Here is a 20,357-nt window from a genome sequence, read left to right as displayed (position 1 = left end):
GTGGATTTATCCGTAAAGTCAGAAGAAAACGTTGAATATATGGTTGAAGCTATTAAAGAAAAATTACGTATGGTTAATGCTGGAGCGATGAGAGCTGCTAGCTTTAATGAAGAAATGTACGAAGACTTACGTGACATTTATGAGCATGTTATGAAACGTGAAACATTCAGCATTAGTGAAATGCAAGCTATTACAGAAGAATTAGGTACATTAATTAAAAAGTAAAGGAGCCTCGTTTATGAGGCTCTTTTTTACTTCCAACAAATTCATGACAACTCTTCTCTTTCCCTCAATCAACTGTAAAATATTGTACAATAGAAGTAGAACCTCACCTTAGATTTTTTCTCCATACATACTACTCACAAATAATAGCAACACTACCATTGCTAACTGTTTTTACTGGAGGTGCTTACTTATGAGCAATTGGTACAGTAAGACGAAAGATCAAACATTAATCGACCTAGAAACAAACGAACAACACGGTTTAACAGAAGAAATTGTAAATGGACGTTTAAAGCAATACGGTTCTAATGAATTAGCTACAAAACAAAAACGCACTTTATGGCAGCGTATTTTCGCCCAAATTAATGACGTCCTCGTATATGTCCTTATTATTGCTGCCCTTATTTCAGCCTTTGTAGGTGAATGGGCTGATGCAAGTATTATTGCGCTCGTTGTAGTTTTAAATGCTGTTATCGGTGTCGTCCAAGAATCGAAAGCAGAACAAGCTTTAGAGGCATTGAAAAAGATGGCGACACCTAAAGCTATCGTCAAGCGAGATGGTGAACTAAAAGAAATTCCATCTGAGCACGTCGTTCCAGGTGATATCGTTATGCTCGACGCCGGACGATATATCCCATGCGATTTACGCCTGATCGAAACCGCAAATTTAAAAGTTGAAGAATCTGCTCTAACTGGTGAATCTGTCCCTGTTGATAAAGATGCAATCTACCACCCTTCCATGCAAAGTGATGAACAAGTACCACTCGGTGATCAAAAGAATATGGCCTTTATGTCTACTCTTGTTACATATGGACGAGGCGTTGGTGTTGCTGTTGAAACTGGAATGAACTCACAAATTGGTAAGATTGCTACCTTGTTACATGAAGCAGACGATGATATGACACCACTTCAAAAAAGCTTAGCACAAGTCGGAAAGTATTTAGGCTTTGTTGCTGTAGCTATTTGTATCGTGATGTTTCTCATCGGCTTTTTACAAGGACGAGATACACTAGAAATGTTTATGACTGCAATTAGTTTAGCCGTTGCAGCTATTCCAGAAGGTTTGCCAGCTATCGTTTCCATCGTTCTTGCAATTGGTGTGCAGCGTATGATTAAACAAAATGTTATCATTCGGAAACTACCAGCTGTTGAAGCTCTCGGTTCTGTCACAATTATTTGTTCAGATAAAACAGGTACGTTAACACAAAATAAAATGACCGTTACTCACTTTTATAGTGATAACACATACGATCAATTAGAAAATTTAAACGTAAATAATGATGTGCAACGTCTATTGTTAGAAAATATGGTGCTATGTAATGATGCATCTTACAATAATGACTCACAAACGGGAGACCCGACTGAAATTGCTCTTCTCGTTGCCGGGAGCACCTTTAATATGCAAAAAGATCATTTAGAAAAAATACATGAACGTGTAAATGAGCTACCTTTTGATTCAGATCGTAAAATGATGTCAACCGTGCATACATATGATGAAAGCTACTATAGCATGACGAAAGGTGCTATCGATAAACTCTTACCTCAATGTACCCACATATTTAAAAACGGTAAAATCGAGGTTCTAACAGATGCTGATAAAGATCAAATATTAGAAGCCGCTGGGTCAATGTCTCAAGAAGCTTTAAGAGTACTTTCATTCGCATTTAAACAATACAATTCAAACGATGTGGATATAGATCATCTCGAAGAAAATCTCATCTTTATTGGTCTTGTCGGTATGATTGATCCACCGCGAACTGAAGTAAAAGATTCAATTACAGAATGTAAAAAAGCCGGTATTCGCACAGTTATGATTACTGGTGACCATAAAGATACCGCCTTTGCAATTGCTAAAGAACTTGGCATCGCTGAAGAAATATCTGAAATTATGATTGGAACTGAATTAGACAACATTTCAGATACAGAACTAGCAAACAAAATTGATTGCTTACATGTATTCGCTAGGGTCTCTCCAGAACATAAAGTAAAGATCGTAAAAGCATTACGTGCAAAAGGCAATATCGTTTCTATGACTGGTGATGGCGTCAATGACGCTCCATCTTTAAAACAAGCAGATGTTGGCGTAGCGATGGGCATTACAGGAACAGATGTTGCAAAAGGGGCAGCGGATGTCGTATTAACAGATGATAATTTCTCATCTATCGTGAAAGCTGTTGAGGAAGGTAGAAACATTTATCGTAACATAAAAAAATCAATTCTCTTCCTACTCTCTTGTAACTTCGGAGAAATTATCACTTTATTTTTAGCCATTTTACTCGGCTGGGCAACACCACTACGACCTATTCACATTTTGTGGGTGAATTTAATTACAGATACGCTGCCTGCATTATCACTTGGGGTTGATCCTGAAGATCCTGATGTGATGAAGGAAAAACCACGACATGCGAAAGAAAGCTTATTTAGTGGTAGCGTTCCTTTCCTTATTTTCAATGGGGTTGTCATTGGCCTTTTGACGCTAATAGCCTTTATCGCCGGAGCAAAGTTCTATACTGGAGATACACATCTATTCCCTCTTTTCCCAGAGCAAATTGATGAGGATGCTCTATTACACGCTCAAACGATGGCATTTGTCGTTCTTAGTTTTTCTCAGCTCGTTCATTCATTTAGCTTGCGTTCAAGAACGAAATCGATCTTTTCAATTGGGATTTTTACAAATAAATATTTAGTCTTCTCCCTTCTTATCGGTGTTCTTATGCAAGTTTGTATCATCTCCATTCCGCCCCTTGCAAATATATTCGGTGTGCATGCATTAACGATGCGAGATTGGGGATTTGTTCTCTTATTAAGTATCATTCCGCTTGTTGTGAATGAAATCATTAAATTAGTGAAGAAAAACTAAAAGGCAATGAGGACTATTCCTCATTGCCTTTTCGTTTACCCCACTGATTAAAGTTTCACTTTATCCTTGTAATTCTTTTTTAATGTTCTCTGTTAATGTAGCCATACGTTTGCGGCTTTCTTCACGCTCACGTTTATTTTGTTCTTCAATTTGTTGTGTTTCTTGCATACCTCTTGAAATAATGTTCCAAGTTTCCTCAAGTGTTTCCATCTTAATACTAGAAGAACCTGATAACCTCGCTACTTCCACACTTTGCGTCGCGATATTTTGTGCATTTTTCTTAAGTAATTCATTTGTACGGCGATCCAGTTCAGCCATAGAATCTGCAACAAGCTTTTGACGCTTCGCATTTACCGCTTGAATGATACCATTTTTAAAGATAGGGATCGTTGTAATAAATGCTGTATTGATTTTACCAATTAATTTATTATTACCACGTTGAATCATACGAATTTGTGGTGCTGTAAGTAACGCAACCATACGTGCTTTTTCTAAATCATCAATACGCTGTTCTAAAATTTCAACAGAGTTTTTAAGCGACTCTAATTCAATACCTGCTAATTGATCATTATTACGTACACGCTCTTCATACATCGGAACTAACTCTGTATTTAAACGCTCTAATAACATTTCTCCTGCTACTACGTATTTTTCTAAGTCTAAATAATATTTTAAGTTTTGCTCATATAAACCATCTAACGTACCAATTGATTTTTTCATTTCATCTTGATACTTTGTAATTTCCACATACACTTTATCAATTTCACGGCCCATCGTTTGATATTTGCTAAAGATTTGTTCAATCATTTTATCCGCTTTTTTGAACATACGTGAGAAGAAACCGCTTTTCTCTTCCGCAAAGTCTTTGCTATCGAATCGGTCCATAATTTTACCAAGCTGTTTTAATAATTCACCAGAATCTTCTATCTTTGATAATGACATTGTATGTAAAATTTGATCAGCAAAACGTGAAATTTCCATAGAAGGTTCTTTTCCAAGTTCAATTAATTCTAATTGATCTTTAATATCTACCGCATTATAAATACGTTGTACATCCGCATCTTGTCTAAGTTGCAAGCGAACATCTTGTGCTGTTTGCTCATTTAATTCTGTTTTCGAATCTAGTACGACTGGGTTATTCATATGGTATTCTCCCTTTCCTTATAAAAATGGACGAAATAGTCCTTTTATTGTTTGTGATAAATTTTTATAGGCTGATGAACCATGAAACTCAAGATCGAAATTAACTTCTTCAAGCCAATGTGAATCAAATGCCCCCGCTTCAATATATGGTTCAATATCGTTTCTTCCCGTTGGATTGAAATGGAATACATCTACTCCAATTTGATTTAAAAATAGTAATAAAACAGCATCAGAACGAGTTAACTCTCCACTCTTCTCATTATTAAATATAACAATTTTCGGTACATCTTGTGAATAATCAAATTTCTCAAGCTGTTCTAAAATATTCGGTGGTATTTGAGAAAGTTGCGCGAAAACATATAGCGCTACATCTTGTTTCGTCTCTTTTGCAATTGGTTTACACATTTCGCTTTCACACGTATGGATAATCGCTTCTGCAATACCATGTTGTAATCCTTCTGGCAATCGTTTGTGTGGCCACCAATGACTGTTCATAATTAAATCTGGATGCAATTTTCCCCCACGGTCTAATGCATCTCGATAATGGTATTGGAAATTTGCTTTTTGTTCTTTCGTAAACGGAAATGTATTAATTAATAAACTGTTATCAAATGATGTAACAGCCTTTAATCGTTGAAAATACTCTTTATCATTCTTTGAAACACCTGATATTTTCGCAAATAAAGAAGGGATATAAATGTGTTTATTTTCAACAAAGAATGTCGGGCGTACAAACGCCTTTTCTTTCGTAATTAAAAAGAGTTCATCATATGTTGTTTTTAATGTACGAGCTACAGGCGTATAGGAACGGAATTGCCATGGCTTGTACAGCAGTGAATTATCGTGGTGAAGTACTTGCTCAATTTCTTTTGAAGCTTGATACGCTACTGTTGCCACACGCTCACGGCGGCGATCTGGAAATGGTTCAAGAGCAATACGGCCTGGATGAGACATAATAAATGTCCTTCCCTCTTCATCGACATTCTCAAATCCATCTTTTCCTTCTGGGTGATAATAAAGTACATCGCAGCCGAGCATAATAAGAAAGTATAAGAAATATATACGGCTTTCCTGTGCATCACCGTACCAAACAATACGCGGCATTTGTTTCTTATAGTTAATCGTAGAGAACCACTTCGCTACGTAATTTTCGCTTAATTTAATCATGTCGATTAAGAAACGACGAAAGCCTTCTGTCTTTAAAGATTGATTATGTTGTTTCTCATATAATTTCAATACAGAAATAAATGTCGTATGTATATAATGTTGTAAATCAGGATTATCTACTTTCGGCAAAAGTTGTTTCCCAGATAAGTGTGCCACTAGCCTATTTACTGTTAGACCATTTGGTGCTTCTTGATGTAATCCGAACACTTCTTGAATATGACGAAGTTTTTCCGAATCGATTACTTTATTTAAATTTTGTTCATGTAAAACTTCAATTCCTTTCGCTTCACTATAATCAAATAGTTCATTGAAATATTCATCTACATCATTAGGAACGCCAAGGATTCGACATGCTATATAACTAAATTTCATCTCATTCTCTGTCAGCTCATATTGTGGACGTTTTTCTAAAAGCGTTTCAAATTGCTTTAAATCTGATTCATCTTTTAATGCATATGGTTGAAGTGTAAAACGTGAAAACACAACAGTTCACCTCCAAAAACATTTACTTTTTCTAAGTCTTTCTTCTATTATAAACTATTTCTGTCTATAAAAAATGGGCGCTCGTAAAACGAGCAAACCCATTTCAATTATTTATTGTCTTCTTTAGTAGCTGCAACTTCTTCTTTAGCTTGTCCAGAATTCTTCATGTAGTGAAGTATAAATGTTGCTCCAAATGCTACAACTAAAATAATGAAGAACACTGTATGGCTTATTTCAATATGAATGACAGACAATAACATTTTTGCTGCGATAATTAAAATTAAAATATATGCTGTCGTTTCAAGTTCTGGAATACGCTCTAACAATTTTAAGAATACACCAGCGATACCGCGCATCATTAAAATACCGAGCATTCCACCTAATAATAGAATCCAAACTTCATTTGATACACCAAATGCAGCAAGTACGCTATCTACAGAGAATGCGATATCCATTAATTCAACCATCGCAACTGTTCCCCAGAAGACACCAAACATTCTGAAGAGAACACTGTTTTGGTTCATACCATGAGCTTCCTCTTCTTCTGCATTACCTTTTCGTTTATCAATAAAGTATTTAACTGAAAGCCATGCTAAGTAAAGTGCACCTAACACTTTTACCCATGCTAATTTAATTAAGAACATTCCAATTCCAATTGCGATAAATCGAAATACATAAGCTCCAATAAGTCCATAGAATAATGCTTTTTTACGTTTTTCTTCCGGAAGGTGTTTTACCATTACCGCTAATACAAGTGCGTTATCAGCAGATAACAATCCTTCAAGTACAACAAGTGTACCTATTAATCCCCAAGATACTGGATCCTGCAACACTTTAATCCACATGTCCAAGTCGAAAAATTGAGCATACGTATCAAGGATTCCTTGCAAAATACTCATCTTACCTTTATCCCCTATTCTTTGCTAGATTTATAGAAAGGTCAAAAAAAGGAAACGAATATCGTTTCCTTCCTATGCATCCAAGCCATACGCTCTTACAAGCGCACCTAAGCCACCTTGGAATCCGCTTCCTACTGCATTAAACTTCCACTGTCCATTATGACGGTATAATTCACAAAAGACAACTGCTGTTTCGATGGAGAAATCTTCCCCTAAATCAAAACGAAGAACTTCTTCATTCGTTTCTTCATTCGCTAAACGAACGAACGCATTTCCTACTTGTCCAAAGTTTTGACTACGGCCTTCTGCATCATAAATTGTAACTGTAATAGCAATTTTGTGCACATCTGCTGGAACTTTCTTTAAGTCCACAACAAGTTGTTCATCGTCACCTTCACCTTCACCTGTGCGGTTATCTCCTGTATGTAGAACAGATCCACAAGGAGACTGTAAATTATTATAGAAGATAAAATCAGTTTCCTTTGTACATTTTCCGTTCGCATCTAATAGGAATGCTGATGCATCTAAATCGAAATCTGATCCACCGTCGTAAGATTTAATATCCCAGCCAAGACCAATTACCGCTTTTGTTAAACCAGGACTCGTCTTACCTAAATCAATCTTTTGTCCTTTTTGTAACTGAATAGCCATTTATATTCACCTCTATATTTTAATCTTAAAGAATATATCCATCCGTAAATACATATTTACGGATGGATATATAACTCTATTACTCTACGTCTAAACCAAAGTTATTACATAGAGACGCTAATCCACCTTGGAATCCACTTCCGATTGCATTGAACTTCCAGTCACCTGCATGGCGGTATAGTTCACCTACTACAACAGCTGTTTCAATAGAGAAATCTTCTCCTAAATCGTAACGAATTAACTCTGCATTCTTTTCTTCATCTAAAATACGTACGAAAGAGTTAGAAACTTGACCAAAGTTTTGGCTACGACCTTCTCCATCGTAAATTGTAATTGTGAAACAAATACGTTCGATATGTGCAGGTACATTTTTCAAATCTACTTTGATAGATTCATCATCGCCTTCACCTTCGCCAGTTCGGTTATCTCCTAAATGTTCTACAGCACCATTCGCACCTTTTGGGTTATTATAGAAAACAAAATCTTCTGCTCCTGAAACTTTACCGTTAGCACCTACTAAAAAGATACTAACATCTAAATCAAAATCAGCTTGTCCATCATAACGATTTGTATCCCAACCAAGTCCTACAAGAACTTTTGAAAGACCTGGATTCGTTTTTGTTAAGTCTACCTTTTGTCCTTTTTTCAATGAAATTGATGCCATATACAATTCCTCCTCGGTTTATATTATTGATAACGTGATACAATCTCACTTAAGTTTTTATCTTGTGTTCCTTCTCCAACAGCTGAAAACTTCCATTCACTTCCGTGGCGATACATTTCACCTGCAATTAGAGTCGTTTTGCCAGCATAATTATCCGATAAATTATAGCGTGCGAATTCTTCGCCAGTTTGCGGGTTTTGAATACGAATATATGCATTACGAATCATCCCGAAATCTTGACGACGATTTACACAGTCATAAATATTTACAACGAATACTAAACGATTAATACGGCTCGGAACTTTATGTAATTCTACGAAAATTGTTTCGTCATCACCAGCGCCTTCGCCTGTTAAATTATCTCCTGAATGAATAATACTACCACAAGTAGAAAGCTTGTTTCCGAAGTAAACTAAATCGTTTTTGTTTAAAAAACGATCTTCTTCTAACATAACAACTGATGCATCACAATCTACATTTGGTTTACTTCCAAATAATGAAGACAGAAACCCACCTGATTGCCCAATTGGATCCCAGCCTAAGCCAACCTGTAGTTTTGCTACTTTGGGTTGTCCTTTCGTTAAATCGATCTTTTGACCTTTTTCTAAAATAATAGGCATGCAGTTTCTTCCTTTCTACAAAGCATTTTCCAATACGGAAAATATTGTATTCTCCTCTTATATTGTAGCATTATTTACCTAGTGATAAAAAGGATAAATTCTCAGTTATATGAAAACATTCATATAATTTACTTATGATGATGTAAGAAGTGGTAAATAGCACCAATCATTCCTGCACAATTACCGTTTTGTGCAAGTTCAATCTCACAATTATTATAAATCTCTTTTTGTAAATATTTTTCTACCTCTTCTTTTACTTCTTTTAAGAACTGATTTCCTCTATCAGTAATTCCGCCACCTATAACAATCATTTCTGGATTGAAAATATAAGCAAGGTTACTAATTCCAATCGCTAAATGTTTAAAGAATACCTCAACTGCTTGCGTAACTTCCCTATCTCCTTTATCATACAGTTCGAAAATCGTTTTCCCATTCCAATCACCTTCTCCTTTATATTTTCGGACAAGATGAATTAACCCTGAAATGGAAGCGACCTCTTCAAACGGCTTTCCTTCTATTAACATATTTCCCCATTCACCAGCACTAAACGAATGCCCTCTATATAACTCTCCATCTATAAAAATTGCTCCTCCAATACCAGTTCCAAGGGTGAACATAATAAAATTTCCTTTCTCTCTTCCACTACCATTCCACTTTTCTCCAAACGCTGCACAATTCACATCATTATCAATGGATACAGGAACTTTTAATACCTCTTGCAATCTATTCATAATAGGAATCATACTATAGCCCGGAATATGATCCACACCTCCCGTCACCACCCCTTTATTAACGTCAACAATTCCCGCCGTACTAATACCAATTCCCCAAACCTTATGTTCCCCCATTAATTTTTTTGATAAAAGAATGAGTTTTTGAATGATTTGTTCTCCGCCCAAATGAATTTCTGTTAGAACTGTTTTATGCTTTAGTACTGTTCCTGTTTCTGAAACAATTCCATATTTAATGTGTGTACCACCAATATCAAATGCAATATACTCTTTCATCTGCTGTCACTTCCTCTACTGTAATGTGTGTGAAATTCCCACTACTCTACTATTATAAAGAATTTACACTAACTCTTTTCTCTCTTTAGAAATACACCACCTTTTTCTATATATAGATTTTTTTGTATAAAACTCTTTTTCCTATGAAATATTACAAAGGGATGTATTTTAGATGGAATATTAATTTTTCAGGAGGAAATCAATGACGAAAATTTTTATTTTAGCATCAACTCTTTCTTTATCTTTTTTTAGTGGTTTAAATATTGGTAATGCAGCAACAGAAAACTTCTCTCCAGTAACAAATGCGATTGTACAAAATAACGATCATTTCGCAGAAGGTAACTCAAAAGATAATAATAAACCACCAGGAAACGGTGGTTCTCAGGACGATAGTGGTTCTGGTGGCAATGGTTCTGGCGGCAACGGCCCTGATGGCAATGGTTCTGGTGGCAATGGTTCTGATGGCAACGGCTCTGGTGGCAATGGCTCTAGCGGTAGCGGTTCTGATGGCAGTGGTTCTGGTGGCAACGGCTCTGGTGGCAATGGCTCTAGCGGTAGCGGTTCTGATGGCAGTGGTTCTGGTGGCAATGGTTCCGGCGGTAACGGTTCTGATGGCAGTGGTTCTGGTGGCAACGGCTCTGGTGGCAATGGTTCCGGCGGTAACGGTTCTGGTGGCAATGGCTCTAGCGGTAACGGTTCTGATGGCAATGGTTCTGGTGGCAATGGTTCCGGCGGTAACGGTTCTGGTGGCAATGGCTCTAGCGGTAGCGGTTCTGATGGCAGTGGTTCTGGTGGCAATGGTTCCGGCGGTAGCGGTTCTGATGGCAGTGGTTCCGGCGGTAATGGTTCTGGTGGCAACGGCTCTGGCGGCAGTGGCTCTGGCGACAACAGCTCTGGCGGCAATGGCTCTGGCGGCAATGGCTCTGGCGACAACGGCTCTGGCGACAACGGCTCTGGCGGCAACGGTTCTGGCGGCAATGGCTCTAGCGGCAATCGTGGTAAAGGCGATAGCAGTTCTCAAGGGGGAAATGACTCTCATGGAGGTAACCGTGGTAAAGGCGATAGCAGTTCTCAAGGAGGAAATGGCCCTCAAGGTGGTAACGTAAAAGATAACGCGAAAAAACAAGGCGATAAGTTACCGAATACTGCAACACATTATCCTGCATCTATTTTAATGGGACTTTCAACATTCCTAATTGGTATGTTACTATTCATTCGCCGTAAAAACGCAAAATAAAAACATATCCTTCCATCTTAAAAATACATGAAACAAATTGTAAAACTAAAAAGGACTTTGGATTGCATTTTATTATGCAGCCTAAAGTCCTTTTCATCCTTCCTATCCAAAAGAGCATTAATACGCTTTTCCCCAATACACCATTTGTTTCGCTTCTTTACCACAACAAATACATTCGTCAGCTAAATGCTCTTGCTCAAAAGGCATACAGCGAGAAGATACTCCGACTTCTTCTTTTAATTTCTCTTCACAAGCTAGTTCCCCGCACCACATCGCCTTAATAAATCCTTGCTTTTCATCAGCTAATTTTTTCATCTCTTCAAACTTCGTCACACTATACGTATTTTCATCACGAAATACTTTTGCTTTATTAAATAAAGAGTTATGAATTTCCTCAAGTAGTGCTGGAATGCGTTCTTCTAATTGATCCATTGATATAAACTCTTTTTCTTTCGTATCTCTTCTTACGAGTACAACTTGATTCTTTTCAATATCTTTAGGACCAACTTCTAATCGAATTGGAATACCTTTCATTTCATACTCATTAAATTTCCAACCTGGTGTTTTATTACTAGCATCTATTTTTACTCGTGCAATCTTTTGAATATGTCCTTGTAACTCTAGCGCTTTCGCCAAAACTCCTTCTTTATGCTGAGCAATCGGTACAATAACAACTTGCACTGGTGCAACTTTAGGAGGCATTACAAGCCCATTATTATCACTATGAACCATAATCAGTCCACCTATCATTCTCGTTGATACGCCCCAAGATGTTTGGTGTACATATTGCCACTTACCGGTACGATCTAAAAATTTAATATCAAATGCTTCAGAGAAATTCGTTCCAAAGTTATGGGATGTTCCTGTTTGAAGTGCTTTCCCATCATGCATTAAGCTTTCAATCGTATAAGTTGCCTTTGCTCCCGCAAATTTTTCTTTTTCTGTTTTTTGTCCTTTAATTACCGGTATCGCTAAATAGTCTTCACAGAAAGAAGCATATAGATTTAAAATATTTAATGTTTCAGCTTGAGATTCTTCTGCTGTTTCATGAATTGTATGACCCTCTTGCCATAAGAATTCCGTTGTGCGAAGAAATGGCCTCGTTGTCTTTTCCCAACGAACTACTGAACACCACTGATTATATAGCTTTGGCAAATCATTATAGGATTGCACAATTTTTGAAAAGTGCTCACAGAATAAAGTTTCAGATGTAGGGCGTATACAAAGTCTTTCTGCTAACTTTTCATTCCCGCCATGTGTCACCCATGCTACTTCAGGAGCAAATCCTTCTACATGATCCTTCTCTTTTTGTAATAAGCTCTCTGGGATAAACATTGGCATATACACATTTTCATGACCGGTTGCTTTTAACTTCTCATCCATAACTTTCTGCATATTTTCCCATAAGGCATAGCCGTACGGGCGTAGAATCATACATCCTTTTACACTTGAATAATCAACAAGTTCTGCTTTTTTTACAATATCTGTGTACCACTGTGCAAAGTCCTCTTCCATCTTCGTAATCGCTTGTACTTGTTCTTTTGCCATAGTCAGTCTTCCTCCTTCTAGAAAATACAAAAAAGCCCGCGTCCCTAAATAGGGACCGAGCTTTGCCGGCGTTACCACCCTGATTCATGCACAAAATTGTGCATGCTCTCTTTTTGATAACGGGAAATTCCCGCTGCATATGCAGAACGCAAAGGTAGGTTCCATGTTGTCTTTTTAAGAATCTTTCAGCCTGACGGATTCTCTCTCTGCTAAAAAGGTTGAACATATACTAGTCCTTTTTCATCGTTATAACAAAATAAATTTGTTGAATATCATAATATAAATTTCACTTCAAAACAAGAGTGAATTTTCTTATTTTTATATATTCTTTTCATTTTTTACAGTTTTATACGTAGCTTTTTCGTGATATTTTTAAAAGTTGATGTGCAATCATACCAATAAGTGTACCAAGTAGGACGAAGAAACCAATAAACCCATACCCCATTCCTTCCCATCCACCAATAACCATCATTGTAACAGGAAAGGATGCTAAACAAAGAAGTATTAGACTAAGTGCAAATATAATATCGAACTGCTTGTCTGGAAACCGTTTCTTTAGTAAATACGAAATAGCAAATACAAGGATAATCGTGATTCCGCCAATGATGTAAAATATACCAAATCCATCTAACCAGTCCATACCATTCCCTCCTTCCATAGATTCCCTTATACTTATAATATGTTCAACTTTTCTGAAAATAAATAATAAATTTTATTTAAAAACATATTTTTATTACTAGGCATTAATAGTAGTATATAGTAATAGGTTTTATATAATTAGGAGGATTACTTTATGGATAAAGCATTAACGAATCGTGTCATCATTTTATCATTCGACTGTTTATCAGCTTTAGATTTTCCTATACTACAAAAATTACCTCACTTCCAATCTCTAATCAAAAAGGGTACGGTTGTCGAAAAAGTAGAACCAATTTATCCTTCTGTAACATACCCAAGTCACTCAACAATCGTAACTGGTAATTACCCTAATAAACATGGTGTTGTTAGCAATACGTTACTTCAACCTGGACGTGAATCACCCGATTGGCATTAGTACCGAAAATCAATACAAGGAAAAACGTTATATGATGAAGCACATAAAGCAAATTTAACGACAGCTGCCCTTCTATGGCCTGTTACCGGCAGAGCAAATATTGATTACAATTTACCAGAAATCTTTCCAAATAGACCGTGGCAAAATCAAGTTTTAGTTTCATTATTTAGCGGTAGCCCGCTATATCAATTAGATTTAAATCGTCGTTTCGGCCATATACGAAATGGAGTGTCACAACCTGAACTCGATGATTTCGTACTTGCTTCTGCTGTGCATACAATCCAGACGAAAAAGCCTAATGTCATGTTTGTACATTTCACCGATTTAGACACCCAAAGACACTATCACGGCTTTGAATCAAAAGAAACAATAGCCGCAATTCATAGACATGATGAGCGACTAGGGAAAATTATTCAAGCTTTAAAAGACAGTGGACTATACGAAGAGAGCACTATTATCGCTCTTGGTGATCATAGCGCTTTAAGTGAAAACAAAGCCATTCAATTAAATGTACTATTTCATCAAAAAGGGCTTATCTCTATAAATTCAAAAGGAAAATTAGTAGACTGGAATGCTTATTGCCAAAGTTGCGATGGGTCCGCCTATGTATATGTGAAAGACAAAAACGATACCGATACAATTCGAGAAGTACAACTACTCCTTGAAGAACTGCTTCAAAATAAACAAAACGGTATTGAATTTATACTTCATGATGAGGATGCGAAGGAATGCGGTGCAGATGGCAATTGTTTATTTATGTTGGAAGCACGAGAAGGGTATTATTTCACTGAAAACTATACAGGAGATTTTATAAAAGAAATTACTGAAAAAGATGTTACGCCTAGTAAAAAATATACATTTGGTACGCATGGATACTCTCCAACAAAACCTAACTATGAAACAATTTTTATAGCTGCTGGGAAAGGAATAAAAAGCGGCATTACCATACCGTATATGAGACTTATTGATGAAGGCCCAACTATCGCTAGACTACTCGGTTTACACTTAGGTGAAACAGACGGATCAATTGTAGAGGATTTACTCCAATTGTAAAGAACTGTGTATATATGTAAAAGTTATGTAAAATTCATCATTGTTTCTCTTTTTATAATTTTTATTTTTGTACACTGTTAGTAGAACAAATTTGAGGGGGAACATTATATGAAAAAAATGTCCAGACAAGAAAAAAGCTGGATATTATACGATTGGGCGAACTCCGTATATTCGCTCGTCATTACAACCGCATTATTCCCAATTTACTTTAAAGCAGCTGCAAAAGAAGCTGGGTTATCTGGTGCAACTTCAACAGCATATTGGGGATATGCAAACTCGTTCGCAACACTTTTAATTTCTATACTTGCTCCTATTCTCGGCACAGTTGCTGATTATAAAGGATTTAAAAAACGATTTTTCACATTCTTCTTTGGACTCGGTATCGTATTTACAAGTATGCTAGCAGTCGTTCCAACATCTCAGTGGTACTTATTACTAGGATGCTATATGCTCGCATTAGTCGGTTTTGCTGGAGCAAACATTTTTTATGATGCATTTTTAGTAGATGTCACTTCTGAAGATAGAATGGATCGAATTTCTACAAGAGGTTTCGCTTTAGGCTATATTGGGAGTACTATTCCATTTATCGGTTGTATTGCTCTTATCATTCTTGCTCAAAAAGGAACTATCCCTTTATCAGTCGGCATTGCTAGTCAAATTTCATTTGCGATCACAGCTCTTTGGTGGGGATTATTTACAATTCCAATGCTAAAAAACGTAGAACAAACGCACTATATTGAACGTCACCCAAGACCAATTACAATGAGCTTCAAACGCCTTGCTGATACTTTTAAAAATATTAAAGAATATAAAACGGTCTTTATGTTCTTAATTGCTTACTTTTTCTATATTGATGGGGTCGATACAATTATTACTATGTCCACCGCTTACGGAACAGACCTCGGTATTAGTGCAACAAATCTATTAATCATATTATTCGTCACACAAATTGTAGCTTGTCCATTCGCTTTATTGTACGGAAAACTATCGGAGACATTTACCGGTAAAAAAATGCTATATGTCGGTATTATTATTTACATCATTATCTGCATATATGCTTATTTCTTAAAAACGACACTCGATTTCTGGATTTTAGCAATGTTAGTTGCTACTTCTCAGGGCGGGATTCAAGCACTTAGTCGTTCCAATTTTGCAAAACTAGTACCTAAAGAATCTGCAAATGAATTTTTTGGATTTTATAATATATTTGGCAAATTTGCCGCGATTATGGGTCCAGTATTAGTCGGTGTTACAACGCAATTAACAGGAAAAACAAATGCTGGTGTTCTTAGTATTATTGTGTTGTTTATTATCGGTGGATTTTTATTAACTAAGGTCCCTGAAAATAATACATCCGTTACACCACCTAATCCGAAAACTAAAACGCTATAAGAAAAAGATCCTCTTCATGCAAGAAGAGGATCTTTTTTATCTATAACGTCTTACAATTAAAAACTCAACAGCCGGCTTTACAACTATCGCAGCACATAACGCAAACAATAACGGTATGTTATGAAAATCAATCCATCTATTAAACACTACCGATGCGAAAAACAAGCCAAAAATTAATACAACGAGTACATAATATGTAACATTGGCACTTGTTTTTAATACATGTTTTTCTAAATCATCTTTCTCCTCAGTATCCCCTTCGACGCTATGTGATGCCAAACTTTTAAATAGATAATGTAACGCGATGCTACAAATAAATAGTGCATACCAGTTTACTTGAAGTTCAGTTAACCAATAGTAAAGTGCATACACTAACGTACCTATAGCAACTAATATAGTAACGAAAAGGCTTATCTTTTCTTTCCTCAACAACTACTCCCCCTACTGCTTGTACAAAAATAGTTTATCAACAGTTGTTCCTAATACTTCCGCTAAACGAAAAGCTAACGCTAAGCTTGGATCATATTTATTATTCTCAATTGCATTTATCGTTTGTCTAGAAACCTTACATTTATCAGCTAATGCGCCTTGTGAAATATTATTTTCAGTGCGTAATTCATAGATTTGATTTTTCACACCATTTCTCCTAACCTGTAAAATCGTTTTTACATCATCAGTATATAATTGGCTCATATAGTTGTCAAAAGTTCGCCAAAGAAAAAGGGAGCACTTCTGCTCCCTTACAATAGTTATTTCGACGCTAACGAATTTGTTAGTTCCTCTTTATTAGTGACATCTTCTTTCTTTATTTGCATGCGTAGAACTGGCCCTATTGCTAATAAAATAAGTGCCATTGCTATACAAAACACAATAACTAGTGATGTCATTTCCTTTAATCCTCCAGCTAAAGCAGTACCAATTAGCATAGCTCCCATAAACAGCGGTAAAATCGTCCCATTTACTCTTCCAACCATATTTTCTGATACAAGTTGAATCATAAGCGTACCGACAACGATATTAACACAGGCTAAACAAATACCTGTTCCAAATCTCATGAAACTAGTAATCCAAAATGATGTAGATAGCCCTTCTACTAAAAATGACATCGCTAATATGCCCATACCGAATACGAACATTTTTTTCGGGTTCACTTTTGAAGCGAAAATCGCAGCAACAATACCACCAATTAACATACCTATTCCATCAGCTGCAGCTAAATATTGAACTGCTTCCTTTTCCATTCCAAGGCGTTCTATTACAAGAAACACTTCTAATGGCGTTGTTAATCCAACAGCTAAGCCTATAATGGTGAAAGTAATTGTAATCATACGTAAATTTTTCGTATGAAGAACGTATTTCCACCCTTCTTTTATATCATTTTTTAATGAATCTCTCGCCACTTGCTCTTGTTCAACCCATTTCGGTAAAAATGAAAGAGCGATAGCAGATAACAAAAATAAAATGATTAAGCTATATAGTGACGTAAATAAACCAAGTTGTGTATACACAAGTGATCCTACCACTGGTCCAAAAATCATAAATAATGACTGTAATGTTTGGTTAAATGCAATCGCATTCGCTACCTGTTCTTCCTTTACGTAGCGCTTAAATATACGCGAAGATGATGGCTGAGAGAACTGGCCTACAATCGCGGAAATGAGTGTTGCAAAAAATATAGCCTGCCAATAATCCAGTTTTAACAACAGGACAATTCCTATAATAGACATTACACTTAATACATCTCCAGCGACCATTGTTCTTTTCGGATTCCAGCGATCAGCTAGCGCACCACCGATAAATGAGAAAATAAAAATAGGTGCATATTCCATAACCGATAACAATGAAACGGAAACTGGATCATTATTCGTTCGCTCCATTATGAAATATAGAAGGGCCATATTTCTGATCCAAATTGCAAATTGTTGTAAAATATCAGACGCCATAACGAGCATAAATGCTCGGTTTTTAAATAAAGCGTTCATTTTCATTCCCCTTTCATAAACCGACCGTTCGGTCTAATTTATTTTATAGAAAAGCAACTGACTTATTATTCAGCTGCCATTCCTTTTAACAATACATCTATTGCCTTTTTATAAATACGTTTCAACTCTTTATAATCTAACTCGTAGTAAAGTACTCCAAGCCCTGATAATAATCCATTCACAATATACATAAGATCGCGCGTATTATCTTCACGAAACTCTCCAGACTGTATGCCTGCTTCAATTAGTTTCTCAAACATAACATATGATTCTCTAGTTAAAGCTAATAGTTCATCCAAAATCTCTTTACTTACAACTTGGCTCATAGAGAATTCCTCTATTGCATTTGAAATTGGTTGCTGTATGTCCTCTACATGATATTCCGCGAGACCATATAATTTTTCAGTATTCGTACTATACGACTTCTCTTTTTCATTCCATTTTTCAAGCCAATCATACGTATGCTGTTTTACCACAAATAAAAATAATTCTTCTTTACTTTTAAAGTGATAATAAATACTTCCTTTACTTCGTTCTGTAATTTCACAAATCTCTTCCATAGATGTAGCTGCATAGCCCTTCTGTGAAAACAGACTTTCTGCTTTATATGCAATTTCTTTCTTTATCTCTTCTGCACTTCTTCTCATATTCACACCTCTTTAAACCGACCGTTCAGTCTAATAATAACAAATTAAAAACCTCTATTACAAGAGGCTATATTCCTTATTTAAGAAAACATACTCTCAAACCACGTTCGAATCATGTGTATAATTCCAATTTTAACTCCTAATTTAACAAGAAATACGCCTCCCGCAGCTAATAAAAATAACATTACTTTCCCCTTGTTTTTCACTTTCGGCTCCCTTTTCATTTCCATTCCCCTTAGTATATTAAAAATATTTAAACAAACGTTTGTTTAACTGTTTTTATGCATATGTAAGCCAACTAATTAAACGTTTGTTTAAAAAGAAATACGCCTATATAAGGCGCATTTTCATCAATCACCGCCACCTCCGCCACCATCGCAGCTGCCTCCACTATCTCCACCAGAAGACCCTCCACAATCATGTGAACCTCCATGCGAGCTATCATTATCAGATCCCGCAAAGAAAAATAATGGTGATGAGTTGTTAGATGAGTTATGAATGTTATTTTGTTTTGTAAGATTTACCTTCTTTTTGTTTGATCGAACTGCTGTTAAGATTGTTACAACTACAACAAATAATAGTATGAAAATAATAAATTCCATATAAAAACCTCCCTTATTCCTCGAATAATTGAATGGTTCTCTCTAGATTTTCAAGCGAAATGAAGCGCGATTCACGAAGAATCTCTTTTCCATTATGAAATAATAAAATTGTCGGTCCAGTAAATACTGCATATCGCCCTGCAACCTCTTGCATGTCTTGCAGTAATATCTCTATTTTCTCTACGTAATCATAATTCTCTAATACGTAATTTACTTTCCTTAACATGACATCACAAACACCACAATTTTCCGTTTTAATAAACAGAAGTACTACTTGTTGTTCTTCAATATATGTTACTAATTCTTCTATTGTTTCAAAGTTTTTCATCTTATCCCTCTTAACGTAGTTTATGAAATACTTTATCTTGATACATACGAAATGCTGAACTATCTTTAATCTTTCTTTTTTCCATTACTTGCTGAAAACGTAGCGTTTTTGCCGTTAACTCTTCTTTTAATTTTTTTCTCTCTTCTTCATCATAACAGCAAGCAATTAAATCCTCTATTTTTAATATATCTTTTTGCAGTTCCATTTCTGGTGGAATCATGCCCGCGTTTTTTAAAATTTTATAACTCATTCTAAATTCTGGAGGTACCATTGAAAGGTCTTCTAATTGTAGTGGTTTTCCTTTTCCCGGAATATGATCAAGGTCTCCATTCCGTATTGCTTGTCGAATTTTTTCTTCGGCAATATTCAAAAACACATCCACATTACTCCCTCCCTTACATATTTTTACTATTATTTTACATGAAATTTCATTATCTTGCTACGCTATTACAAATTGACCTCATACAATTTTTTCTCAAATTTAACTCCAAGAAGCCCTTTCCTCTCTAATCGATATTTTATTTTCATGTGTAATCTGTATTAGAGCCATTTCATATTGAGAAAGTCTTTTCGAATTCAATAAAGCGTTTACACCAAATCTTACATTTGCTACGATTTAATCAGCTTCAGCTCCTTGTATAGACTTCGTGATGTCTGATCATTTTTATCTAGATTCATTTTGATTTATTGGCGCATGCCTTTAAATATATCTTTTATTTTGAAAGACCTGCGGTAGTATGTCAACTGAAAAACAACAGAATTTTTAGTTATCAAAGTACTATTTATTTAAAAAAGACA

General features: G+C 35.9%; 21 protein-coding genes, 1 pseudogene and 1 other annotated feature. Of the genes and pseudogenes, 5 read left to right on the top strand and 17 right to left on the bottom strand.

Annotation, left to right across the window (positions count from 1 at the left end):
• Together PDQ33_RS07545 and PDQ33_RS07540 are read left to right on the top strand one after the other, a co-directional pair.
• A complete protein-coding gene (locus PDQ33_RS07545; protein WP_000366197.1) occupies nucleotides 1-225 on the top strand; it encodes a DUF1128 domain-containing protein in 225 nt (74 codons plus the stop codon).
• A 190-nt stretch (nucleotides 226-415) separates the two neighbouring features.
• Nucleotides 416-3,082, top strand: a complete 2,667-nt coding sequence (locus PDQ33_RS07540) for a cation-translocating P-type ATPase (protein ID WP_270392599.1) — start codon at nucleotides 416-418, stop codon at nucleotides 3,080-3,082.
• Between the two features lie 60 nt (nucleotides 3,083-3,142).
• On the opposite strand, the gene PDQ33_RS07535 is transcribed toward PDQ33_RS07540, so the two are convergent.
• From PDQ33_RS07535 to PDQ33_RS07505, 7 genes are all read right to left on the bottom strand, one after another.
• Complete coding sequence (locus PDQ33_RS07535; RefSeq protein WP_001064413.1) at nucleotides 3,143-4,225, bottom strand: toxic anion resistance protein; 1,083 nt, start codon at nucleotides 4,223-4,225, stop codon at nucleotides 3,143-3,145.
• 18 nt (nucleotides 4,226-4,243) lie between these two features.
• The gene (locus PDQ33_RS07530) at nucleotides 4,244-5,875 is read right to left on the bottom strand and encodes a YceG family protein (protein ID WP_000492873.1); all 1,632 of its coding nucleotides are present in this window, start codon (nucleotides 5,873-5,875) and stop codon (nucleotides 4,244-4,246) included.
• Nucleotides 5,876-5,982: 107 nt separating this feature from the next.
• Complete coding sequence (locus PDQ33_RS07525; protein WP_000025699.1) at nucleotides 5,983-6,774, bottom strand: TerC family protein; 792 nt, start codon at nucleotides 6,772-6,774, stop codon at nucleotides 5,983-5,985.
• Between the two features lie 72 nt (nucleotides 6,775-6,846).
• Nucleotides 6,847-7,425, bottom strand: coding sequence for a TerD family protein (locus PDQ33_RS07520; RefSeq protein WP_001007533.1), 579 nt, complete (start codon nucleotides 7,423-7,425; stop codon nucleotides 6,847-6,849).
• A gap of 79 nt (nucleotides 7,426-7,504) precedes the next feature.
• On the bottom strand, nucleotides 7,505-8,089 hold the full coding sequence (locus tag PDQ33_RS07515) for a TerD family protein (protein WP_000146722.1): 585 nt from the start codon (nucleotides 8,087-8,089) through the stop codon (nucleotides 7,505-7,507).
• 23 nt (nucleotides 8,090-8,112) lie between these two features.
• Nucleotides 8,113-8,709 (bottom strand): TerD family protein, encoded by a 597-nt coding sequence (locus PDQ33_RS07510; protein WP_001121580.1) that lies wholly within the window; start codon nucleotides 8,707-8,709, stop codon nucleotides 8,113-8,115.
• A 128-nt stretch (nucleotides 8,710-8,837) separates the two neighbouring features.
• Entirely contained in the window at nucleotides 8,838-9,716 is an 879-nt protein-coding gene (locus PDQ33_RS07505) for an ROK family protein (protein WP_000666104.1), read from the bottom strand.
• 202 nt (nucleotides 9,717-9,918) lie between these two features.
• Between PDQ33_RS07505 and PDQ33_RS07500 the strand changes: the two genes are divergently transcribed.
• Nucleotides 9,919-10,953: an LPXTG cell wall anchor domain-containing protein gene (locus tag PDQ33_RS07500; protein ID WP_270406377.1), complete on the top strand. Its 1,035-nt coding sequence runs from the start codon at nucleotides 9,919-9,921 to the stop codon at nucleotides 10,951-10,953.
• 117 nt (nucleotides 10,954-11,070) lie between these two features.
• On the opposite strand, the gene proS is transcribed toward PDQ33_RS07500, so the two are convergent.
• On the bottom strand, nucleotides 11,071-12,501 hold the full coding sequence (gene proS, locus PDQ33_RS07495) for a proline--tRNA ligase (protein ID WP_061131249.1): 1,431 nt from the start codon (nucleotides 12,499-12,501) through the stop codon (nucleotides 11,071-11,073).
• A 47-nt stretch (nucleotides 12,502-12,548) separates the two neighbouring features.
• Nucleotides 12,549-12,754: a binding site (T-box leader), on the bottom strand.
• A 93-nt stretch (nucleotides 12,755-12,847) separates the two neighbouring features.
• Entirely contained in the window at nucleotides 12,848-13,141 is a 294-nt protein-coding gene (locus tag PDQ33_RS07490) for a YesK-like family protein (protein ID WP_000383851.1), read from the bottom strand.
• A 153-nt stretch (nucleotides 13,142-13,294) separates the two neighbouring features.
• Here PDQ33_RS07490 and PDQ33_RS07485 point away from each other — a divergent pair.
• Together PDQ33_RS07485 and PDQ33_RS07480 are read left to right on the top strand one after the other, a co-directional pair.
• Nucleotides 13,295-14,608, top strand: a pseudogene (locus PDQ33_RS07485) (alkaline phosphatase family protein).
• Between the two features lie 108 nt (nucleotides 14,609-14,716).
• Nucleotides 14,717-16,000: an MFS transporter gene (locus PDQ33_RS07480; protein WP_270755254.1), complete on the top strand. Its 1,284-nt coding sequence runs from the start codon at nucleotides 14,717-14,719 to the stop codon at nucleotides 15,998-16,000.
• A 36-nt stretch (nucleotides 16,001-16,036) separates the two neighbouring features.
• Here PDQ33_RS07480 and PDQ33_RS07475 read toward each other — a convergent pair whose 3' ends face one another.
• The 8 genes from PDQ33_RS07475 to PDQ33_RS07440 form a co-directional block, all read right to left on the bottom strand.
• Nucleotides 16,037-16,429: a hypothetical protein gene (locus tag PDQ33_RS07475; RefSeq protein ID WP_270755252.1), complete on the bottom strand. Its 393-nt coding sequence runs from the start codon at nucleotides 16,427-16,429 to the stop codon at nucleotides 16,037-16,039.
• Nucleotides 16,430-16,441: 12 nt separating this feature from the next.
• Complete coding sequence (locus tag PDQ33_RS07470; RefSeq protein ID WP_001996603.1) at nucleotides 16,442-16,693, bottom strand: helix-turn-helix transcriptional regulator; 252 nt, start codon at nucleotides 16,691-16,693, stop codon at nucleotides 16,442-16,444.
• A gap of 56 nt (nucleotides 16,694-16,749) precedes the next feature.
• Nucleotides 16,750-17,982, bottom strand: coding sequence for an MFS transporter (locus PDQ33_RS07465; RefSeq protein ID WP_046199038.1), 1,233 nt, complete (start codon nucleotides 17,980-17,982; stop codon nucleotides 16,750-16,752).
• Nucleotides 17,983-18,047: 65 nt separating this feature from the next.
• Nucleotides 18,048-18,629, bottom strand: coding sequence for a TetR/AcrR family transcriptional regulator (locus PDQ33_RS07460; protein ID WP_001254445.1), 582 nt, complete (start codon nucleotides 18,627-18,629; stop codon nucleotides 18,048-18,050).
• An 80-nt stretch (nucleotides 18,630-18,709) separates the two neighbouring features.
• Complete coding sequence (locus tag PDQ33_RS07455) at nucleotides 18,710-18,853, bottom strand: hypothetical protein (protein ID WP_000817978.1); 144 nt, start codon at nucleotides 18,851-18,853, stop codon at nucleotides 18,710-18,712.
• Between the two features lie 126 nt (nucleotides 18,854-18,979).
• A complete protein-coding gene (locus PDQ33_RS07450) occupies nucleotides 18,980-19,231 on the bottom strand; it encodes a hypothetical protein (protein ID WP_000394355.1) in 252 nt (83 codons plus the stop codon).
• A 13-nt stretch (nucleotides 19,232-19,244) separates the two neighbouring features.
• Nucleotides 19,245-19,559 (bottom strand): thioredoxin family protein, encoded by a 315-nt coding sequence (locus PDQ33_RS07445; RefSeq protein ID WP_061131252.1) that lies wholly within the window; start codon nucleotides 19,557-19,559, stop codon nucleotides 19,245-19,247.
• Between the two features lie 10 nt (nucleotides 19,560-19,569).
• Nucleotides 19,570-19,941: a J-domain-containing protein gene (locus PDQ33_RS07440; protein WP_061131253.1), complete on the bottom strand. Its 372-nt coding sequence runs from the start codon at nucleotides 19,939-19,941 to the stop codon at nucleotides 19,570-19,572.
• Between the last annotated feature and the right edge of the window lie 416 nt (nucleotides 19,942-20,357).

Source organism: Bacillus cereus group sp. Bc031 (genome assembly GCF_027716265.1).
GTDB classification, from domain to species: domain Bacteria; phylum Bacillota; class Bacilli; order Bacillales; family Bacillaceae_G; genus Bacillus_A; species Bacillus_A paranthracis.
The sequence above is the reverse complement of the archived record's forward strand: the minus strand, read 5'-3'. Positions and strand labels throughout refer to the sequence as shown.

What these genes read in the sequence shown, in the direction of transcription:
- PDQ33_RS07540 (WP_270392599.1), top strand. Translation starts at nt 416, where the DNA reads ATGAGCAATTGGTACAGTAAGACGAAAGATCAAACATTAATCGACCTA.
- PDQ33_RS07535 (WP_001064413.1), bottom strand. Translation starts at nt 4,225, where the DNA reads ATGAATAACCCAGTCGTACTAGATTCGAAAACAGAATTAAATGAGCAA.
- PDQ33_RS07525 (WP_000025699.1), bottom strand. Translation starts at nt 6,774, where the DNA reads ATGAGTATTTTGCAAGGAATCCTTGATACGTATGCTCAATTTTTCGAC.
- PDQ33_RS07520 (WP_001007533.1), bottom strand. Translation starts at nt 7,425, where the DNA reads ATGGCTATTCAGTTACAAAAAGGACAAAAGATTGATTTAGGTAAGACG.
- PDQ33_RS07515 (WP_000146722.1), bottom strand. Translation starts at nt 8,089, where the DNA reads ATGGCATCAATTTCATTGAAAAAAGGACAAAAGGTAGACTTAACAAAA.
- PDQ33_RS07510 (WP_001121580.1), bottom strand. Translation starts at nt 8,709, where the DNA reads ATGCCTATTATTTTAGAAAAAGGTCAAAAGATCGATTTAACGAAAGGA.
- PDQ33_RS07505 (WP_000666104.1), bottom strand. Translation starts at nt 9,716, where the DNA reads ATGAAAGAGTATATTGCATTTGATATTGGTGGTACACACATTAAATAT.
- PDQ33_RS07500 (WP_270406377.1), top strand. Translation starts at nt 9,919, where the DNA reads ATGACGAAAATTTTTATTTTAGCATCAACTCTTTCTTTATCTTTTTTT.
- proS (WP_061131249.1), bottom strand. Translation starts at nt 12,501, where the DNA reads ATGGCAAAAGAACAAGTACAAGCGATTACGAAGATGGAAGAGGACTTT.
- PDQ33_RS07490 (WP_000383851.1), bottom strand. Translation starts at nt 13,141, where the DNA reads ATGGACTGGTTAGATGGATTTGGTATATTTTACATCATTGGCGGAATC.
- PDQ33_RS07480 (WP_270755254.1), top strand. Translation starts at nt 14,717, where the DNA reads ATGAAAAAAATGTCCAGACAAGAAAAAAGCTGGATATTATACGATTGG.
- PDQ33_RS07470 (WP_001996603.1), bottom strand. Translation starts at nt 16,693, where the DNA reads ATGAGCCAATTATATACTGATGATGTAAAAACGATTTTACAGGTTAGG.
- PDQ33_RS07465 (WP_046199038.1), bottom strand. Translation starts at nt 17,982, where the DNA reads ATGAACGCTTTATTTAAAAACCGAGCATTTATGCTCGTTATGGCGTCT.
- PDQ33_RS07460 (WP_001254445.1), bottom strand. Translation starts at nt 18,629, where the DNA reads ATGAGAAGAAGTGCAGAAGAGATAAAGAAAGAAATTGCATATAAAGCA.
- PDQ33_RS07455 (WP_000817978.1), bottom strand. Translation starts at nt 18,853, where the DNA reads ATGAAAAGGGAGCCGAAAGTGAAAAACAAGGGGAAAGTAATGTTATTT.
- PDQ33_RS07450 (WP_000394355.1), bottom strand. Translation starts at nt 19,231, where the DNA reads ATGGAATTTATTATTTTCATACTATTATTTGTTGTAGTTGTAACAATC.
- PDQ33_RS07445 (WP_061131252.1), bottom strand. Translation starts at nt 19,559, where the DNA reads ATGAAAAACTTTGAAACAATAGAAGAATTAGTAACATATATTGAAGAA.